The 18087-nt window shown below is 70.4% G+C and carries 18 protein-coding genes; 7 read left to right on the forward strand and 11 right to left on the reverse strand.

The annotated features are described in order from the left end of the window. Positions 1–906: 906 nt before the first annotated feature. Complete coding sequence (locus ACZ7KI_RS41540; protein ID WP_470278492.1) at positions 907–1719, reverse strand: hypothetical protein; 813 nt, start codon at positions 1717–1719, stop codon at positions 907–909. A 118-nt stretch (positions 1720–1837) separates the two neighbouring features. Then, positions 1838–3910, reverse strand: coding sequence for a Stk1 family PASTA domain-containing Ser/Thr kinase (gene pknB / locus ACZ7KI_RS41545; protein WP_470278493.1), 2073 nt, complete (start codon positions 3908–3910; stop codon positions 1838–1840). 185 nt (positions 3911–4095) lie between these two features. On the opposite strand from pknB, the gene ACZ7KI_RS41550 reads away from it, so the two are divergent. Then, complete coding sequence (locus ACZ7KI_RS41550) at positions 4096–4464, forward strand: Rv2175c family DNA-binding protein (protein WP_470278494.1); 369 nt, start codon at positions 4096–4098, stop codon at positions 4462–4464. Here ACZ7KI_RS41550 and ACZ7KI_RS41555 read toward each other — a convergent pair. Beyond that, positions 4433–5611, reverse strand: a complete 1179-nt coding sequence (locus tag ACZ7KI_RS41555; RefSeq protein WP_470278495.1) for an MFS transporter — start codon at positions 5609–5611, stop codon at positions 4433–4435. The genes ACZ7KI_RS41550 and ACZ7KI_RS41555 overlap by 32 nt on opposite strands. Positions 5612–5633: 22 nt before the next feature. On the opposite strand from ACZ7KI_RS41555, the gene ACZ7KI_RS41560 reads away from it, so the two are divergent. After that, positions 5634–6191, forward strand: a complete 558-nt coding sequence (locus ACZ7KI_RS41560) for a CGNR zinc finger domain-containing protein (protein WP_470278496.1) — start codon at positions 5634–5636, stop codon at positions 6189–6191. A gap of 59 nt (positions 6192–6250) precedes the next feature. Here the strand turns inward: ACZ7KI_RS41560 and ACZ7KI_RS41565 are convergent, their stop codons facing one another. The 5 genes from ACZ7KI_RS41565 to ACZ7KI_RS41585 form a co-directional block, all read right to left on the reverse strand. Further along, complete coding sequence (locus ACZ7KI_RS41565; protein ID WP_470278497.1) at positions 6251–7039, reverse strand: LLM class F420-dependent oxidoreductase; 789 nt, start codon at positions 7037–7039, stop codon at positions 6251–6253. Next, positions 7036–7965 (reverse strand): phytoene/squalene synthase family protein, encoded by a 930-nt coding sequence (locus tag ACZ7KI_RS41570; RefSeq protein WP_470278498.1) that lies wholly within the window; start codon positions 7963–7965, stop codon positions 7036–7038. Before ACZ7KI_RS41570 ends, ACZ7KI_RS41565 begins: the two co-directional genes overlap by 4 nt. Next, a complete protein-coding gene (gene crtI, locus ACZ7KI_RS41575; RefSeq protein WP_470278499.1) occupies positions 7962–9437 on the reverse strand; it encodes a phytoene desaturase family protein in 1476 nt (491 codons plus the stop codon). The genes ACZ7KI_RS41570 and crtI overlap by 4 nt, the downstream gene beginning before the upstream one ends. Next, positions 9437–10528 (reverse strand): polyprenyl synthetase family protein, encoded by a 1092-nt coding sequence (locus ACZ7KI_RS41580; RefSeq protein ID WP_470278500.1) that lies wholly within the window; start codon positions 10526–10528, stop codon positions 9437–9439. Before ACZ7KI_RS41580 ends, crtI begins: the two co-directional genes overlap by 1 nt. A 122-nt stretch (positions 10529–10650) precedes the next feature. After that, complete coding sequence (locus ACZ7KI_RS41585; RefSeq protein ID WP_470278501.1) at positions 10651–11199, reverse strand: CGNR zinc finger domain-containing protein; 549 nt, start codon at positions 11197–11199, stop codon at positions 10651–10653. A gap of 48 nt (positions 11200–11247) precedes the next feature. On the opposite strand from ACZ7KI_RS41585, the gene ACZ7KI_RS41590 reads away from it, so the two are divergent. Continuing rightward, on the forward strand, positions 11248–11916 hold the full coding sequence (locus tag ACZ7KI_RS41590) for an AzlC family ABC transporter permease (protein ID WP_470278502.1): 669 nt from the start codon (positions 11248–11250) through the stop codon (positions 11914–11916). After that, positions 11913–12218 carry an AzlD domain-containing protein gene (locus ACZ7KI_RS41595; protein WP_470278503.1) on the forward strand — a complete coding sequence of 102 codons (306 nt, stop codon included), beginning with the start codon at positions 11913–11915 and terminating at the stop codon, positions 12216–12218. The genes ACZ7KI_RS41590 and ACZ7KI_RS41595 overlap by 4 nt, the downstream gene beginning before the upstream one ends. Here the strand turns inward: ACZ7KI_RS41595 and merB are convergent. Then, on the reverse strand, positions 12215–12892 hold the full coding sequence (gene merB, locus ACZ7KI_RS41600) for an organomercurial lyase (RefSeq protein ID WP_470278504.1): 678 nt from the start codon (positions 12890–12892) through the stop codon (positions 12215–12217). The genes ACZ7KI_RS41595 and merB overlap by 4 nt on opposite strands. A 134-nt stretch (positions 12893–13026) precedes the next feature. On the opposite strand from merB, the gene metF reads away from it, so the two are divergent. From metF to ACZ7KI_RS41615, 3 genes are all read left to right on the forward strand, one after another. Then, entirely contained in the window at positions 13027–13911 is an 885-nt protein-coding gene (metF, locus tag ACZ7KI_RS41605; protein ID WP_470278505.1) for a methylenetetrahydrofolate reductase [NAD(P)H], read from the forward strand. Between the two features lie 42 nt (positions 13912–13953). Then, positions 13954–15639 (forward strand): DUF885 domain-containing protein, encoded by a 1686-nt coding sequence (locus ACZ7KI_RS41610; RefSeq protein WP_470278506.1) that lies wholly within the window; start codon positions 13954–13956, stop codon positions 15637–15639. Positions 15640–15934: 295 nt separating this feature from the next. Beyond that, positions 15935–16816 carry a DMT family transporter gene (locus ACZ7KI_RS41615; RefSeq protein ID WP_470278507.1) on the forward strand — a complete coding sequence of 294 codons (882 nt, stop codon included), beginning with the start codon at positions 15935–15937 and terminating at the stop codon, positions 16814–16816. Here ACZ7KI_RS41615 and ACZ7KI_RS41620 read toward each other — a convergent pair. Beyond that, the gene (locus tag ACZ7KI_RS41620; protein ID WP_465463642.1) at positions 16813–17367 is read right to left on the reverse strand and encodes a GNAT family N-acetyltransferase; all 555 of its coding nucleotides are present in this window, start codon (positions 17365–17367) and stop codon (positions 16813–16815) included. The two genes, ACZ7KI_RS41615 and ACZ7KI_RS41620, sit on opposite strands and share 4 nt — an antisense overlap. Before the next feature lie 5 nt (positions 17368–17372). Continuing rightward, positions 17373–17903 carry a YbaK/EbsC family protein gene (locus ACZ7KI_RS41625; RefSeq protein ID WP_470278508.1) on the reverse strand — a complete coding sequence of 177 codons (531 nt, stop codon included), beginning with the start codon at positions 17901–17903 and terminating at the stop codon, positions 17373–17375. Between the last annotated feature and the right edge of the window lie 184 nt (positions 17904–18087).

The raw sequence follows: 18087 nt of genomic DNA on the forward strand, positions 1-18087 counted from the left end.
CCGTCGAGTTCGAGACCCTGTACGCGGACGGCGACCTGATCAGCCTGGTCGCCTGACCCCAACAACGAGTCTCTACCGAACCCGGGGCGATTCACAGGTCCGTGGGGGCGTCACGGTTCGCGGGTGGTGAAGGCCTCCTTCACACTCGAGGTGCACCACGTTCAGGGGCATGCCCCTGAAACTCTGTTGATCAAGCTTCGCAACCGGGGTGCGACCCCGTGTCTATGAAGGAATTGGGACACTCAACGTCCCAATTCCTTCATAGACGTCGGCCTGTGCCATGACGAAGAGGTCCCCGACCTGCACGATCTCGACTTTGCCCGGACCCTGACTCTGAGGGCAGGGCCCCGGCAAAGTCGCATAATCGCTGGTCGGCTCCATTGCTAGCGCGGCTCAAGGCGAACGTGTCGTGGCGGACCCGGCGGGAGCGGATTCACGCAAAAGGGGCCTCACCTGGCTCCTGACTGTCCATAAGGGACACTTCTCGGGACAAACGTGCCTGATTTGGGCGAGTTGCGGGGTTTTGCGAGCGGGTCGTGAGTGATGTGGGTCGTTCTAACCCTCATTAACACTCACGACCCCGCACGGAAACGTATATAGCGGCATCAATCGGACACTCGATCGGCTGGCGGTGTCCCTTGTGGACATTGAAGCCCGACTGGCGTCCAGAATCAGGCCTGCCCTACCCCGGCTCGCCCTTGATCAACGGAAGATCGGGGACATCGAGTGTCCCTGATCTTCCGTTGATCAAGCTCCGCCCCTGGTGCGCGGCCCGTGACAGTGCAGGAATAGTCGTCTGACCTGCAAGATCCCGACTTTGCCGGAACCCTGACTCTGAGGGTAGGGAAGGAGGCTTTCACGGCGAAGTGAGCGGGCGCGGCCTCGACCAGCTTGAGCGGCGACGGTTCAGCGAGCCCGGCGGGGGAGGCGGGTCGGCAGCGGCGCACCACGCCGTGGCCGGTCCGCCGTCACCTCAGCGGGCGTCTGAGCAGGTGGCGGGGCAGGCGGGGCCGACTGGGACAGCCGCTGAGGCTGCGGCAGCGGAGGCGGGGCCTGCGAGTCGCGGGGCCAGGCGGGGGTGATCATCGCCTGCGCCCCGACCCGGCGGACCGGCAGTCCGTGCGCCTCGCGGGCGGGCAGGCCGGGCCAGATCTCGCCCGCCTCCTTGGCGGCGTCGCGGATCGCGGTGCCGTCGAGCGCGGTCCGCGACTCTTCGATGTCGCGGTCGAGCCACTGGACGACGAACTCCAGCGGCCCGGCGGGCGGCAGTGGCCACAGGAAGATCTCGTGGTCGACGTGGAACGACGTACCGCCGAGGCCCTGCGCGCGCAGCACCGGCTGGTCCGGTTTCGACGCCGACGGTACGGAGATGGTCTCCGAGCTGGCCCGGCGGCCGTCGGGGAAGAGCACCCCGACGAGCAACGCGTTGTAGTCCGGCACGCGGCGGTGGTCGATCAGGCCTTCGGCGGGTTCGTCCAGCAGCAGGTCGCGCGAGTACACCGACAGCTGGAAGGTCACCGACTCCGGCCACACTTCGATACCGCGCAGCGCGACGATGGTCCGCTCGGCGCGGCCCAGCGGCATCGACCAGGGCAGGATCGCCGGGACGATGTACTCGCGCGGTGGGTCCACCCAAGGGCGGCCGTTGTAGCCGAACAGCTCCTGTTCCGGCACCGGGAACAGGGGACGGCCGCGCGGACCGTCCGTGAAGAAGCTCATCGCGGACTCGGTGGGGCGCACCTGGCTGACACGCCGCTCACGCCGTCAAAGACCACCATGTGGTTCACGGTATCCGATGACCATGCCGCTACTGAACGGTTTCACCGCACCTTTCGCGTCACCCGAAGCCCCTGATCCGCACTTTTGACCCCTTCGGGACCTTGGTGCCCGGCTGCGGATCCTGCTCCAGGACGAAGTCGAAACCACCGTTTCCGCCGCCGTGACCGTTGCCGTTTCCGCGTCCCTGACGGTCGGGCTCCAGACCTGCCTGCCGCAGGATCTGGATAGCCTCCTCCATCCGCTTGAAGGTCACGTTCGGTACTTCGACGGCGTTCGAAACGAACACCCCGATACGGCGGTTGCTCGCCTTGCCGCCGCCCTTCGGATCGGTGCGGACCACCTGGCCGGCGGCGAACTGGTCGGAGAACTCCTCGCCTGCCTGGAACGGCTGGAAACCGGCCTGCTGGAGGATCACGAACGCGGCGTCCTTGCTCTGGCCCGTGACGTCGGGAACCGGCGGCAGCGGCTCGGGGCCCTTCGACAGGATGATCGTGACCTGCCCGCCGATGTTCAGCTGCGAACCGGGGCTCGGGTCGACACGGAGCACCTTGTTCTTGGCGACGTCGCTGAATTCCTGCTCACCCTGCACCGGGGTCAGCTGTGCGGCCTTGATCGCCGTCTCGGCGTCCTGCTGACTGGTCCCGGCCTGGATGTCCGGCACGATCGGGCGGCCCTTGGACAGCACCACGTTGACCGTCGAGCCCGGCGCGAGCGCCGTGCCCGCCGCCGGATCGGACCGGATCACCGTATGCTGCGCCGCGGTGTCGCTGTACTCCTCGGTGTAGGCCGGGGTCAGCTTCGCCGATCGGAGCGCGTCGCCGGCGGCGGCCTGGTTCATCCCGGCAAGCTTCGGCACCGAGGACGACGTCGGGCCGGAGTCGTTGAGGATGAACGCGAACGCGCCGATCAGGCCACCGAGGACCAGGACCGCGGCCGCGATCATCACGTAGAGGCGTTTGCGGGACCGCGGCCGGTCTTCGTCGTCCGCGGGCGGTTTGGGCCGAGGGGGAGGCGTTCGCGGCGGCTGGGTGCCGGGCGGCGGGGTGGGCGGGAACTGCGGTTCCCGGTGCAGTGCCTGCGTCCCGCGCGGGCCGGTGACCGGCAAGGTCGCTTCGGCGACCGGGGCCAGCACCGTGGTCGCCGTGGCGGCGTTCATCGCCGGGACGGCCGGGATGCCGGGGGTGGTGCGTTCGGCGTCGGTCTCCCGGTCGGCGTCGGGCGGCAGCGGCACGGGTACCGGGACCGCCGGGATGCCGAGGACGGTGCGCAGATGGTTCAGCTCGGCGAGGAACACCGCCGCGTCGGACGGGCGCTGCTCGGGGTCGCGGCGGGTGGCGCGCAGGATCAGCTCGTCCAGCGCGGGCGGGATGCCCGGCCGCAGTTCGCTCGGCCGCGGGACGTCGTCGTTGACGTGCCGGTACGCCACCGAGATGGCGGTGTCGCCGGTGTAGGGCGCCTGCCCGGTGAGCATTTCGTACAGCAGGATCCCGGCGGAGTAGACGTCGCCGCTGGAATTGGTCGCACCGGTGGCGACCTGTTCGGGCGAGACGTAGGCGACGGTGCCGAGGATGACGCTCGAACTCGTGGTCCCCGCGCTCGCGATCGCGCGGACCAGGCCGAAGTCGCCGACCTTGACCACGCCGCCCGAAAGCGCCGTGCCGCCGCGGCCGATGAGCACGTTCTCCGGTTTGACGTCGCGGTGCACCAGTCCGGCCGCGTGGGCCGCGGCGAGTGCGGACAGCACCGGTTCGGCGATGCTCAGCGCGAGCGCGACGTCGAGCGGGCCGCGTTCGGCGAGCAGTTCGCGCAGGGTCCCGCCGTCGACGAGTTCCATGACCAGGAACGCGCGACCGGACTCCTCCCCGCCGGGGGTGTCGAAGCCCTGGTCGTGCACCGCCACCACGTGCGGATGGTGCAGCCGGGCCGCCGAGCGGGCCTCCCGTTCGAAGCGCTCGACGAACGACCTGTCGTCGGCGAAGCGCGGGTCCATGATCTTGATGGCGACCTGGCGGTCCAGGCGGGTGTCGACGCCGCGGTACACCGACGACATTCCGCCGCGCGCGAGCAGCTTGTCCACCCGGTAACGGCCCTCGAGCAGAGTGCCCACCAGAGTGGGGTCCGTGCGTGTCACGGCTATGGATCGTACGGAAGTGCCCATGTTCTGGTGTACGGGACCTGGCCCGGCAGGGATCACGATTTCCGTCATTTCGTCGAAACGTCGGTATGCGTCACCGAACGGGCACTTTCCGTCATGCCGGAGGTCGTCACCCGTGCGCAGTAACGGGACACGAGACGGAATGTGGCACAGTGTCACCTGTGAGTGGTATTCCCGTCGCCGACGACGTTCTCGGTGCAGATGTGGCCGTTCTTCCGATTTCGGAGGTCGCGACCGCGCTGAACGTTTCGGCCAACAAGGTCCGCCAGATGTTGCGTGACGGTCATCTGATCGCCGTCCGGCGCAAGGGTGAGCTGTACGTCCCCGGTGCGTTCCTGGTGAAGGACGGCGTGGTCAAGGGGCTGGCCGGCACCATCACCGTGCTCGCGGACTCCGGTTTCACCCGGACCGAGATGCTGCGCTGGCTCTTCGCCGAGGACGACACCCTGCCGGGGGCGACTCCGGTCAACGCGCTCCGGACCAGCCATGGCACCGAGGTCAAACGGCGCGCGCAGGCGATGGCGTTCTAATCCGTCCGGACGTTCTGACCAGGGCATATGTCGCAGCCGCGAGCAGCTGGCAGCCCGCCGCGGCGCACAGCCCGGCGGTTACGGAGAGTGCGCTCAACGGTCCCGCGGCCGCGGCGCCCGCCGCGAGTCCGGTGATCTTCACGCTCGCCGCCGTCGTGAAAACCTGTGCCCGCACCCCCGCGGGCGCTTCACGATGCCGGATGGCGAACAACGCCGAAAGCTGCGGTCCTTCGGCGAATCCGGCGAGCACGGCGGCGGCAAGCAGGGTCGCCACGTCATGCCCGGCCGCCGCGAGCAGAAGGCTGGCGGCCAGCAGGACGGTACTGGCGAGCACGGTGCGATCCGGTGGTGGCGGCTTGCGGGCCAGCACGGCGTTCGCGACCAGTGACGCGGCGGCCAGCACGGTGAGCAGGAGCGCGCCGAATCCCGCGTTCCCCAGCCGTTGGGCGCCGAGCAGCGGGTAGCAGACCACGGCGATCCCGATGCCGACGAAGGACACCGTGGACGTCGCGGTCGCCCGCAGCAGCGAGCGATTGCGGAAGAGGACGGAGAACCCCTCGGCGAGCCGTCGGCGGATCGGTTTCGCGGGCTGGGCTTCGGCGGCGGGTAGCGACCACGCGGCCGGGAAGGCCGCGGCGACCAGGGTGATCGCGGCGGCGACCGCGGCCGGGGCGCCTGCGTAGGCGGTCACGAGCCCGGCCAGGCCCGGCCCGATGAGGCTCGCCGCGGTGAACGTCATCGCGTCCAGCGCGCTCGCCCTCGGCAGCGATGTCCCGCCGCGGACGTGGGGCAGCTGAGCCGTCCAGCCGCCTGCCAGCGCCGGGTTGAGCAGTCCTGCCGCGACGGCGACCGCGATCGCGGCGGGGACTTCGACGAGCGCGAGGACCGCGCCGAGCCCGCCCGCGTAGGCGAGCAGCGCCCACGCCAGCAGCCGTCCCGGCCGGGGACTGCGGTCGAGCAGCGCGCCGAGCAGCGGCCCGCCCGCCGCCGCGGCGATCGTCAGGCCCGCGAGCAGCGCGGATCCGGTGGCGGCCGAGCCGTCGATGCTGAGACCGAGCAGCAGCAACGCGGGTCCGGACAGTTCGTCACCGGTCCTGGCGATCGTCGCTCCGGTGAGGTAGACGGCGAGTCTGTAACGGCCTCTCATGAAAAAGACGTTACAGTGGGATATGACTTCAGCGCAGCGGGATTTCCTGCCGGGCCGGTCCGCCCGGGCGGCGGCGCAGCGAGCGGTGGAACTTCTGGAGGTGCTGCTCGGATCGCCTTCGGCTTCGGATGTCCAGGCGGTCCTGGAGGCTCACGGCGAAACCGACGTTCGCCTGACGTCGTCGGATGTGGCTTCGCTGCGTGAAGCGGCTCTCGAACTGCGAGAGGTCTTCGCGGCGCGGGATGCCGCGGAGGCGGCCGGGGTGCTCAACCGGCTGCTGGCCCGGTACGCGCATCCGCCGCGGCTGACCGAGCACGCCGACGGGTTCGGCTGGCATCTGCACGTGGACGCCGACGATGACGGACCGTGGGGTGCCTGGCTGGTGACGTCGTCCGCGCTGGCGCTCGCGGTACTGCTGGCGGACCGTCAGGCGCCGCCGGGCGGGCTGTGTGCCGCTTCGGGCTGCGGGAAACCCTTCGCGCACTTGGGCGGCGGGAGCCCGCGCCGGTACTGCTCGACGCGGTGCGCTACCCGGGAGCGGGTGGCGGCTCACCGGCGTAAGCCACCCGAGACGCCATGAAAGGTCCTTTCCTCGCAAATTTCGCGAGGAAAGGACCTTTCATGGCGCGCGAAAGCGGGTCAGGACTGCTGCTTGTCGCGCCACTGGGTCCAGGCGCGCAGCTTGTCGAGGTTGTAGTCCGGTCCGCCGGTCGCCACGGTGAACAGCGAGACACCCAGCTCCAGCAGCTTCGGGCCCAGTTCCTCGGGGTCACCGTCGACGGCGACCGAACGCTCGATCTCCTTCGGGTCGCGGCCGACGTCGGCGCAGTGCTGGTCGAGGATCTTGACCTTGCGCTCGACGACCTCCGGGTCGCCGAAGCCGTGCCAGATGTCGGCGTGCTTCGCGACCAGGCGCAGCGTCTTCTTCTCGCCGCCGCCACCGATCAGCACCGGGATCTTGCGGGTCGGCGCCGGGTTCAGTTTGCCGAGCCTGCTCTCGATCCGGGGGAGCGCCTCGGCGAGGTTGTCGAGCCGCCCGCCCGCGGTGCCGAACTCGTAGCCGTACTCGTCGTAGTCCTTCTCGAACCAGCCGGAGCCGATGCCGAGGATGAGCCGACCGTCGGAGATGTGGTCGACGGTGCGGGCCATGTCGGCCAGCAGTTCGGGGTTGCGGTAGCTGTTGCACGTCACCAGCGCGCCGATCTCGACCCGCGACGTCGACTCCGCCCAGGCGCCCAGCATCGTCCAGCACTCGTAGTGCAGGCCGTCGGGATCGCCGAACAGCGGGTAGAAGTGGTCCCAGTTGAACACGATGTCCACACCGAGGTCTTCGGCCTCCGAGGCCGCCCGGCGGATCGCCTTGTACTCGGCGTGCTGCGGCTGCAGCTGGACGCCGATCCGGATCTTCCTGTTCGCAGCAGTGGTCATGACCGCACCCTAAGCCTGGAGTTGCTCCACGCGCTCGCCAGCAGACCCGGCAAGGCGACCCCCGCCCGGCGGCGGCGCGGCACGACCGCGCGGGTGTTCAGCACGTCGTAATCGAGCGTCACAATCTCGTCGAGGATGCCTTCGTACAGTACGAGCGCGGTCCGCACGCAGTACCGGGATTCCTCGCGCAGCAACGGGATTCCCGCTTCCGCGCGGCGGTACACCGCCCGGTTGCGCGCCACCGCCACGGCGAGCGCGCGCCGCACCCGCCGGTCCGGCAGCCCTCGGGAACGCGACCACTCGAGCAGTTCGCGGTCGACGCCGAACGCGGCCAGTTCCTCGGTGGGCAGGTAAAGCCGTCCCCGGTCGAGATCCTCGCCGACGTCACGCAGGAAATTGGTCAGCTGGAACGCCTCGCCCAGCGCGGCAGCGGCGGGCTCGGCGTCGGCGACCGGGACGACGGTGCCCAGAACCGGCAGCATCTGCAGGCCGATCACCTCGGCCGAACCGTGGATGTACTCCCGCAGATCGGCGTAGGTCGCGTACTCGGTGATCTTGAGGTCCATCGCCATGGACCGCAGGAACGCGTCGAACAGGCCGCGGTCCAGGTCGTGGCGGCGGACGGTGTCGGCGAACGCGGCCAGCACCGGATCGGCGGGTGTGGCGCCGTCGAAGACCCGCCCTGCCGAACCGGCGATCTCGTCCAGCGCGGCCGCGGGATCGGTGCCGGGCGCGGGATTGTCGACCAGGTCGTCCGCCATCCGCGCGAAGCCGTACAGCGCGTGCGCGAACGGCCGCGCCCGCGGCGGCAGCAGCCGGGTCGCGAGGAAGAAGGTGCGGCCATGGCGCGCGTTGATCCGGCGGCACGCGGTGTACGCCGCCCGCAACGCCGGTTCGGTGATACCCGCGGCGTCGAGCTCGTTCATCGCCCGGTGACCCTTTCCGCCGCGAGCCTGCCGGAGATCACCACCGGCGGGATGCCGACGCCCGGTGTGGTCCCGCATCCGGCGAGTACGACGTTTTCCGCCGCCCGCACCAGATTCCCCGGCCGGAACGGGCCGGTCTGGGCGAAAGTGTGCGCGAGGGAGAACGGAGTGCCCGCGGTGAGCCCGCGCTCCGCCCAGTCGGCGGGAGTGATCATCTCGTCGATGACGAATTCGTCCGCGAAGCCGGTGAGGCCGCGCTTTTCCAGTGTGCGCAGGAGTTCCGCGCGATAAGCGGGTCCGACCCGGTCCCAGTCGATCTTGCCGCGGCGCAGGTTCGGTGCCGGGGCCAGCACCGAGATCACCTGGTCGCCACTGGGGGCGAGGCCCGGTTCGGTCGCGGTCGGCCGGGTCACCAGCAGCGAAGGGTCGCTCATCAGCTTGCCTTCGCGGATGATCTCCGAGAAGGTCTGTTCCCAGGCGTGACCGAAGAAGATGGTGTGGTGCCCCAAATCCGGCCACGGCCTCGGCGCGTGCCCGTGCAGTACGACGGCCGACGGCGAGTACCGCAGCGGCAACGGACGCCGGGGGCGGGCGCCGAGAAGCCGGTACGATGTGCCGAGTTCGGTCGCGAGAACCACGGTGTCGCAAGGGATCCGCTCGCCCGAGCGGGTCCGCACCGCGCGCACCCGCGAGGAAACCCTTTCCAGCCAAGCGGCTTCGGTGCCGAACCGCACCTCCGCGCCGGCCCGTTCGGCCGCGGCCGCCAGTGCCCGTGCGATCTCGCCCATCCCGCCCGACGGGTAGTAGACACCGCCGACGGTGTCCATGAAGGAGATGACGCCGTACGCGCCGATCGCGCGGGCGGGGTCGAGACCCGCGTAGAGGGCCTGAAAGGAGAACAGGCGGCGCACCCGGTCGTCGCGGAGGAAGCCGCCGATCTTCGGGCCGAGCCGTCCGAATCCGCCCAGCGCGGCCAGCTTCGCCAGTTCCGGGCGCACGAGATCGAGTGGGGAGTCGAAGTTCGCGCCGATGAAGTGGTCCTTCTGCGCCGCGTACAACTCGGTCAGCCAGCGCCGCAGCCGACGGTAACCCTCGGCTTCGGCCGGACCGGCGGCCGCGCGGATCTCGGCCTCCATGGCCGCCGCGTCGGTGTGCACGGCGATCGTGCTGCCGTCGGCGAACCGGGCGCGATAGGCCGGGTCGAGCCGGGTCAGCGTCAGGTTGCCCGCCAGTGATTCGCCGACCGCCGCGAAGGCCTCGTCGAGCAGCTCCGGCATGGTCAGCACGCTGGCCCCGGTGTCGACGGTGTTGCCGCCGAAGTTCGCCTGCCCGGCGCGGCCGCCGGGGGCTTTGTCCTGTTCCAGCAGCGTCACCCGGCGTCCGGCGCCGAGCAGGTGCAGCGTCGCCGTCAACCCGGCGAGCCCGCCACCGATCACCACCACGTGGTCACTCGGACCGGTGACAGTGCGCATCAGTAGGTCCGCTGGGTCGCCTTGACGACCAGCCCGGTCAGCGCGGCGGGGGCCGGTTCGGCCAGGTGCGCGCGGTCCAGCGCCGCCATCGCGGACTCGGTGAGCTCGTCGATCCGGCGTTCCACCGCGTCGACCGCGCCGACGTCCTGCAGCGCCTCGCGCACGGTCTCGACGGCGTCCTCGGACAGCTGCGCGTCGCCGATGGCGTCGGAGATGACCCGTGCGGCGGCGTCCTTGCCCTGTTCGGCCGCGCGCTGCAGACCCAGCGCGACCAGCAGGGTGCGCTTGCCCTCACGCAGGTCGTCGCCTGCCGGTTTCCCGGTGACCGAGGGGTCGCCGAAGACGCCGAGCAGGTCATCCCGCAGCTGGAACGCCACGCCGACCTCGTCACCGAACTCGCGCAGCGTCGCGATCAGGGCGTCGTCGGCCCCGCCGAGCGCGGCACCGAGGTGGAGCGGGCGCTGGACGGTGTACGCGGCCGTCTTGAGCTTGCAGATGTGCAGCGCGGCCTCGGGGGAGGCGTCGCCGGTGGCTTGCGTGCGGACGTCGAGGTACTGCCCGGCGAGCACCTCGGTGCGCATCGCGCGCCACGCCGGCCGCGCGGCGGCCAGTGCCGCGGGCGGCAGCGGGGCCTCGCCGAACATGTCGTCGGCCCAGGCCAGCGCGAGGTCGCCGACGAGGACGGCGGTCGCGAGCCCGAACGTGCTCGGCGAACCCAGCCAGCCGCTGTCGGCGTGGAGCTTCGCGCCCGCGATGTGCACCGTCGGCGAACCGCGGCGCGAATCGGAGGAATCGATGAGGTCGTCGTGGATCAGCGCGCACGCCTGGATCAGCTCCAGGCTCGCCACCGCCTGCAGCACACCTTCGACGTCCGGCCCCGCCGGATCGCCGCCCGCGCCGCGCCAGCCCCACCAGGCGAACGTGGGGCGCAGGCGTTTGCCGCCGCCCAGCACGAACCCGGCCAGTGCGTCGATCCCGACGCCGACACTCGGTTCGGTGCGGCGGATTTCGGCACCGGCGCGCTCGAGGAACCCCGCCAGCGCCCGCTCGACGTTGGCGGGCAGATCGGCGTCGTAGGCGGACGTGTCCATGCCCACATCCTCCGGGAAGGACGTCCTCGTGACCCAGTCGGGTGCCGTCGAATGTGGCGGAACTCGCCGCGTTCAGTCCTCTCAATGCGGTCCTTGCACGCGCAACTACCGCATTCAGAGGACTAAACGCGGGTTTTGGCGTAGTGCCGCTTCGCCCGTGCCCGGTTCCCGCAGTCCGCCGAACTGCACCAGCGCCGCGACCGGTTGCGCGTGTGATCGGTGAAGACCCAGCCGCAGCCCGGCCCCTCGCACTCCCGGATCCGCTCCAGCTCCCCGGACCTGAGCAGGTCCTCGGTCGCGAGCGCGAGGAAGTGCGGCAGCGCGTCGCCGTTCTCCAGCGGCACCACCCATCGCAGTGGCAAGGACGACGGCAGCGACGCGTGCCGGTACGCCTCGATCAGGGGCTTTCGCAGCGCCGCGACCTCCGGTGGATCCGAGACGAGCACGCGGTAGAGCGTCTCGCGGAACGTCTTCACCGTCTTCATGACGGCTTCGGAGATCTCCAGCCGTTCGCTACCCGCGCCGACCAGGACGACCCATTCGGACAGTCGCGCCGGGTCCGAAAGCCGGTCTTCCCGCCTGGCCGGATCGCGCCGCCAGGAAACGGTGTTGACCAGGTCCAACGGCACACTCCCGCCGATGCTGTCGTAGCCGTCCCAGTGGTCGTCCACAGGTCCTCCTAATGGTCAAACTCAGTTTAGCTTGTTAGGCTTGGTCGTATGACCACGCTCCGGCAGCACTATCTGTCCGGCGCCCGAGTCGGACTCGGGCTGGGCGTCGCGACGTTCGTCCTCGGTGTCACCTTCGGCGCCTACAGCCAGACTCTCGCCTGGGGGATCGCGGCCCCGATCGCCGCGTCGATCCTCGTGTTCTCCGGTTCGGCCCAGTTCGCGATGGCCACCGCGCTCGCGGGCGGCGGGAACATCGCCGTCGCGGTCGGCGCCGCGGCCCTGATCAACGCCCGTTTCCTGCCGATGGGCGCCGCCGTCGCCGCGGACCTGCGCGGCGGGCGACTGCGCCGCGCGTGGGAGGGCCAGGCCGTCGTCGACGGCTCGTGGGTCGCCGCCCACCTCGGCGGCGGGCGCTTCGACCGCGAGAAGCTCATCGGCTGCACGCTCGTCCAGCTACCCGCGTGGGTCCTGGGCACCGTGCTGGGCGTTCTCGCCGCCCCGTCACCGGACATCGTCGCGCGCTTCGGGTTCGACGTCGTGTTCCCCGGCTTCTTCCTGGTCCTGCTCATCGACGAGCTCCGCCGCTCGCGTGAGGCGGTCTGGACGGCGGCGCTCGCCGCCTGTCTCGCCGGCGTCCTGGTGCTGTTCGTTCCGGTGGGACTCGCGCTGATCGGCGCTTCGGCGGCGGCGCTGGTGGGATTGGGGGCCCGGCGATGACACTCTGGATCGCCATCGTCGCCGTCGCGCTGGTCAGCATCGGGTTCAAGGCGGCGGGCCCGGTCCTGCTCGGCGACCGGCAACTGCCGCCGCGGCTGGCCGGGGTCATCGCGCTGCTCGCACCCGCGCTCCTGGCCGGTCTCGTGCTCACCGACGTGACCGGTCCGGCCTGGTCCGGGGTCGACTGGACGCTCTGCGCCGGACTGGCCGCGATCGCGGTGACCTACGTCCTGCGCGTGCCGGTGCTCGGCGCGATCCTCTGCGGCGTCGTCGTCACCGCCGCCTTGCGATTCCTGGTCTAGGCCCAGAAGGGTCCGCTCAGCCCGGCCTGCGCGAAGTACGCCGCCGCGGAGGCCGGGTCCCGGCGGGTGTACCCGTGCTCGAGCCTGCCCTCGTACCAGCCTGCCGCGAGCCGCCAGAGCGTCGCGAGGTCAAGCACATATCCCTTGTCCTGCCCCGTTTCCGTCAGCCATTCGTCCACACAGGACTCAGCGCAGAACAGCCGCTGGTTGCCGCAGGTGTGCACGACGTCGTCCCACATCCGCGCCACCGGCACCAGGAAATGCGCGACCAGGTCACCCTTCGGTGGTGCCTGATCGTTCACCATCAACGCCTGCGGTTCACCGCAACCGCGGCAGCGCGTGGACACCAGCACCTCGGGTTCGGCCTTGACCAGATGCGGGATCGCGAACGCGTCCCACGCGCAGCCGCCCCACCACAGCGTCCGCTCGCCCATCACGGAGAACCCCAGCGGAATCGCCGCGAACGGATGCGCCATCACGACGTGCTCACGGGTGTCGAGCACCAGATGCCGCTGCTCGGCGAGCCGGTGCAGCGCCTGTTTCGCCACCGCGAGCGACCCGTGGGCGGCGTCGGCCAGTTCCGGTGCCGTCGGCGGCCTCCCGTGCTCGGCGAACGCGCGGTAGACCGCGACGCGGACGTCCTCGTCCCAGCTGGTGTCGGTTTCGGCGCTCATGGCGGCTCCCTGTGCTCGCCCCCGAGTCTCCCCACGCTCACGCCACTCGGCAACCGCGCGAGTGGCTGAAGTCGCATGTCCATTGCCTGAGAGGGGGCTCCCAGCCAGCGGACTTTCCCCCTTAACATGGCGGTATGACGTCGGTGGTCGAGCGGTTGCAGGGTGATGGACCCGTGTTCTCCATCGAGTTCTTCCCGCCTCGCGACGCGGCCGACGAGGCCGTGCTGTGGAAATCGATCCGGGAACTCGAGCCGCTGGACCCGGCGTACATGTCGATCACCTACGGGGCGGGCGGGTCCAGCCGCGACGGCACGATCCGCAGCATCGCCCGCGTCGCCACCGAGACCACGCTGGTGCCGATGGCGCACCTCACCGCCGTGAACCACTCCGTCGCGGAGCTGCGCAACGTCATCGGCTGGTACGCCGCCGTCGGTGTGCGGAACATCCTCGCGCTGCGCGGCGACCCGCCGGGCGACGTCTACGGCGACTGGGTCCCGCATCCGGAGGGGCTCAACTACGCCGAGGAACTCGTCGAACTGGTGCGTTCGCTCGGCGACTTCTGCGTCGGCGTCTCGGCGTTCCCCTATGGTCACCCGAGGTCGGCGAACCTCGAAGCCGACACCGAATACCTCGTCCGGAAGCTTCGCGCCGGCGCGGATTTCGCGATCGCGCAGCTGTTCTTCGAGCCCGAAGACTTCCTCCGCCTGCGGGACAGGGTCGCGGCCACCGGCTGCGAGGCGCTGGTCATCCCCGGCATCATGCCGCTGACCACGCTGCGGACCCTGCACACGTCGATCAAGCTGTCCGGCGCGCCCGCGCCGCGGCGGCTGCTGGACCGGCTCGAACCGCTGGCCGACGACCCGAAGGCCTTCCGCGCGGCGGGTATCGACACGGTGACCGAACTCTGCGAGCGGCTCATCGCCGAAGGCGTCCCCGACCTGCACTTCTACACGTTCAACCGGTCCAAGGCCACCCGTGAGGTGGTCAGCAGGCTCGGCCTGGTCCCGGCCCGGGCGTAACTCCGTACCGAAGTAGCCCGTCATCCCGGTAGCGTGCCGGGCATGGCTTCAACTGCGCACGGTGTGCACGACATCTGTGACCGGTACGTCGACGAGTACGCCGCGGCCGACCCGGTCGCGGCGACGACGTTCGGCATCTCCGGATACGACGACCAACTGACCGACTACTCGCCCGCCGGGCACGCGGCCAGGGCCGCGATCGCCGCGCGCGCCTTGGCCGAGATCGAAGCGGTCGAACCGGGTGACGACGGCGAACGCGCGGCCAAGGCGGTCTTCGTCGAGCGGATCGGGTTGCAGCTGGAGATCCACGAGGCGGGTCTCGACATCGCGGCGCTGAACGTGATCGAAAGCCCGGTCCAGGAACTGCGCATGGTCTTCGACTTCATGCCCACCGACACCGCGGAGGACTGGGCGACGATCGCCGCCCGGATGGCGAGGGTGCCCGAGGCGCTCGACGGCCTCCGTGCCTCGCTGCTCGCGGCGGCGGGCGCCGGTCGGGTGTCGGCGTTGCGGCAGGTCGGCAAGGTCGCCGAACAGGCCGAAACCTGGGCGGGGCTGAAGGACGAGACCGGTTTCTTCGAGACGCTGGCCTCGGGGGCGAAGGACGTCGACGAGAAGCTGCGCGCCGAGCTCGGCCAGGCCGCGCACGCCGCGCAGGAGGCGTACGCGGAGTTTGCGGGCTTCCTCCGCGCCGAACTCGCCCCGCTGGCGCCGGTCAAGGACGCCGTCGGCGCCGAGGTCTACCGGCTTTGGTCCCGGTTGTTCACCGGAGCCACCTTCGATCTGGACGAGGCCTACGCCTGGGGCTGGGCCGAGTTCACCCGTATCGAAGCGGAGATGATCGAGGTCGCCGGCCGGATCAAACCCGGCGCGACCCTCGCCGAAGCAGCAGCCGTCCTCGACGCCGACCCCAAGTACGTAGTGCGCGGCCGGGCGGAATTCCAGGCCTGGATGCAGAACCTGTCGGACAACGCGCTGAAGTCGTTGCGCGGCAAGCACTTCGACATCTCCGACCGGGTGATGGCGCTGGAGTGCAAGATCGCCCCGCCCGGTGGCACCGTCGGCGCGTACTACACCGGCCCGAGCGAGGACTTCACCCGCCCCGGCCGCATGTGGTGGTCGCTGCCGCAAGGCCGGGACGAGTTCACCACCTGGCGCGAGGTCAGCACCGTCTACCACGAGGGCGCGCCGGGCCACCACCTGCAGATCGCGACCGCCGTCGACCAGTCGGAGTCGCTCGACAAGTACCAGCGGCTGCTGGCGTTCACCTCCGGGCACGCCGAGGGCTGGGCGCTGTACTCCGAGCGGCTGATGCAGGACCTCGGGTTCCTCGACGACGACGGCGAACTGTTCGGCATGCTGTCCGAGCAGCTGTTCCGCGCCGCGCGGGTGATCGTCGACATCGGCATGCACCTGGAGCTGGAGATCCCGGTCGGGACCGGATTCCACGAGGGCGAGCGGTGGACGCCCGAACTCGGCCTGGAGTTCATGCTCACCCGGACGGTCACCGACCCGGCCCACGTGCACGACGAGATCGACCGCTACCTGGGCTGGCCAGGGCAGGCGCCGTCGTACAAACTCGGCGAACGCCTGTGGCTCGCCGCGCGTGAGGAAGCCCGCGCCCGGCAGGGCGACGCGTTCGACATCAAGCAGTTCCACACGCGGGCGCTGGCGCTCGGCGGGATGGGGCTGGACACTTTGCGGGAGATGTTGGCGGCGCTGGACTGACGCAGTCTCGCCGCCCGGCAGTGCCATGAAAGGTCCTTTCCTTGCGAAATTCGCAAGGAAAGGACCTTTCATTGCAGGCCGCACCGCCGTGCCTCAATTCACGTGCGCCCACCGCCGCCCCCTTGATACGTTCGGCCCGTGCACCGGATCTTTCTCGTCACCCCACCCCCCGCCTCCTGAGCGGGGTGTCTCCGGCCGCGCGGCGTTCCAGCCGCCCGGCCGATCCGTGCTGCACTGAAGCACCCCGCGTCGTCGACGTCCTTTCCGACAGACACAGACGCAGGAGCGTTTCCCCATGTCCGTTGCCGTACCCACGCGCGCCCGATCGTCGGTCGCGCTCGTCCTCGCCGGTGTCCTCTGGGGGACCGGCGGCCTCGCCGGATCCCTGCTGGCGTCCCGCGCGGGACTCCATCCGCTGAGTGTCGCGGCCTACCGCCTGCTGATCGGCGGCGTGATCGCCACCGGCTACCTCTGGCTCACCGGCGGTCTCCGCGGCCTTCCGCGCACGCGAGAGGTCCGCCGTCGCCTCCTGATGGTCGGCGGCCTGTTCGCCCTCTTCCAGACCAGCTACTTCGCCGCTGTCTCGCTGAGTTCGGTGAGCGTCGCGACGATGACCACCATCGGCAGCGCGCCCGTGCTGCTCGCCGTCGTGACGGTCGTCAGGACCAAGGAACTCCCCACGCACTGGACCTTGGTGTCCCTGGCCGGTTCCCTCACCGGACTCGCGCTGCTGCAGTGGACACCCGGCGAGAAAGTCGACGTCGCCGGAGTGCTGTTCGCCTTGCTCGCCGCGGCCGGGTTCGCCGCGCTGACCCTGGTGACCGCGACCCGCGTCGAGGGGCTGGATCCCTTGCCCACCACGGCTTTCGGCTGCCTGATCGGCGGCGCCGTGCTCGCCCCCGCCGCGGCGTGGTTCGGGATGGCGGTGCCGCCGCACGCTGATGTTCTCGCGCTCGTCCTGTACTTCGGTGTCGTGCCCACGGCGCTGGCGTACGCCGCGTACTTCCGCGGTCTGGAAAGCGCGCATCCCGTGCCGGCCGCGTTGTCCGCCCTGCTCGAACCGCTGACGGCCGCGCTGCTGTCCATGGCCGTGCTCGGGGAGCGGCTGGGCGCGGTGGGCTGGTGTGGCGCGGTGGTGCTCATCGCCGCGCTCGCCGTCGCCTATACGAAGCCTTAAAGGGGCAGCGTCCGGCCGAGGATCGCGAACGCCCGGGGATCCCCGGCGAAGTGGTAGTCCCGCAACACATCGACGAACCCGACGCGCCGGTACAGGTTCCAGGCCCGGCTGGTGCCTTCCGGCGTGGAAAGGAGGACGTGGGCGTTGGGCACGCCGTCGAGCAGCCGTCGCAGGAGGTCCTCGCCGATCCGCTTTCCCTGGCTTTCGGGGCTGACGTGGATCTCGGTGAGCTCGAAGTAGTCGGACATCCAGTGCTCGGCGGCGGCCTGTCCCTCGCGGCGGGTCAGGCCGTGACGGACCTGCTCATGCCACCACTGGCCGCCGCGGCCCTTGTAGCCGTAGGCGAGCCCGAGCAGGACGCCGTCCGCGTCGAGCGCGGCCATACAGCGCCAGCCTTCGCGCAGCGCGTGCGTGAGCCACATCGGCGCGCGTTGCTCCGCCGTGCCTTCGGGGTAGCGCATGGCGTTGACGTAGATGGTCAGCGCCTCGGGGAGCCGGGCGCGGAACTCGTCCGCGGACAACTGGACGTAGCGGGTGCGTTCCGAGGACATCGCGGTCACGGGCGTCCATCCTGCCCGCCGCCCGCGACGGCCGCGGGAGTGCCCCCGGTCAGCGCGACCAGCTCCTCGAACGTCGTGGGGAACACGGACTTCGGATGCCCGGCGGCGGCCCAGACGACGTCGTGGGCGCGCAGCGCGGTGTCGACGAGGGTCGTCAACGCCTTCGGGTGACCGATCGGGGCGACACCGCCGATCGGCTGCCCGGTGTGCGCGCGGACGAAATCCGCGTCCGCCTTGCCGATCTCGTCGGCGCCGGTCAGCGTGGCCAGCAGCCCGGTGTCGGCGCGGTGCGCGCCGGAGGTCAGTGCGAGCAAGGCCGTCTCCACGTCGCCGGTGCGGCTGCGGAACACGAGGCTGTTCGCGATCGCGCCGACCTCGACGCCGAGGGCTTCGGCGGCTTGCGCGGCCGTGCGGACTTCGGCGGGGAGGATCCGGATCCCGTCCGCGGCGGCCTGCTGACCCGCCTCGGCGAGTGCGGCCGCGACCTTGGCCACCGAGGGATGGCCGGACTGGTCGATGGTGCTCATGGCCCTATGAGATCACGAGCCCCATCCCGTGTCCCGCACCACATGCGGCGATCACCCGGTTACGGAGTCGAGGTCGCCGGGGTTGAAGAAAGGGGCACTTCAGGGTTACATTGGTCTTGTTCGAACAGACGTTCGACATTCGGTGAGCGCGCACCGGTAGGTGCCCGGCGCGGGGGCGGGGGAA

It is taken from the genome of Amycolatopsis sp. NPDC039088 (genome assembly GCF_055598845.1).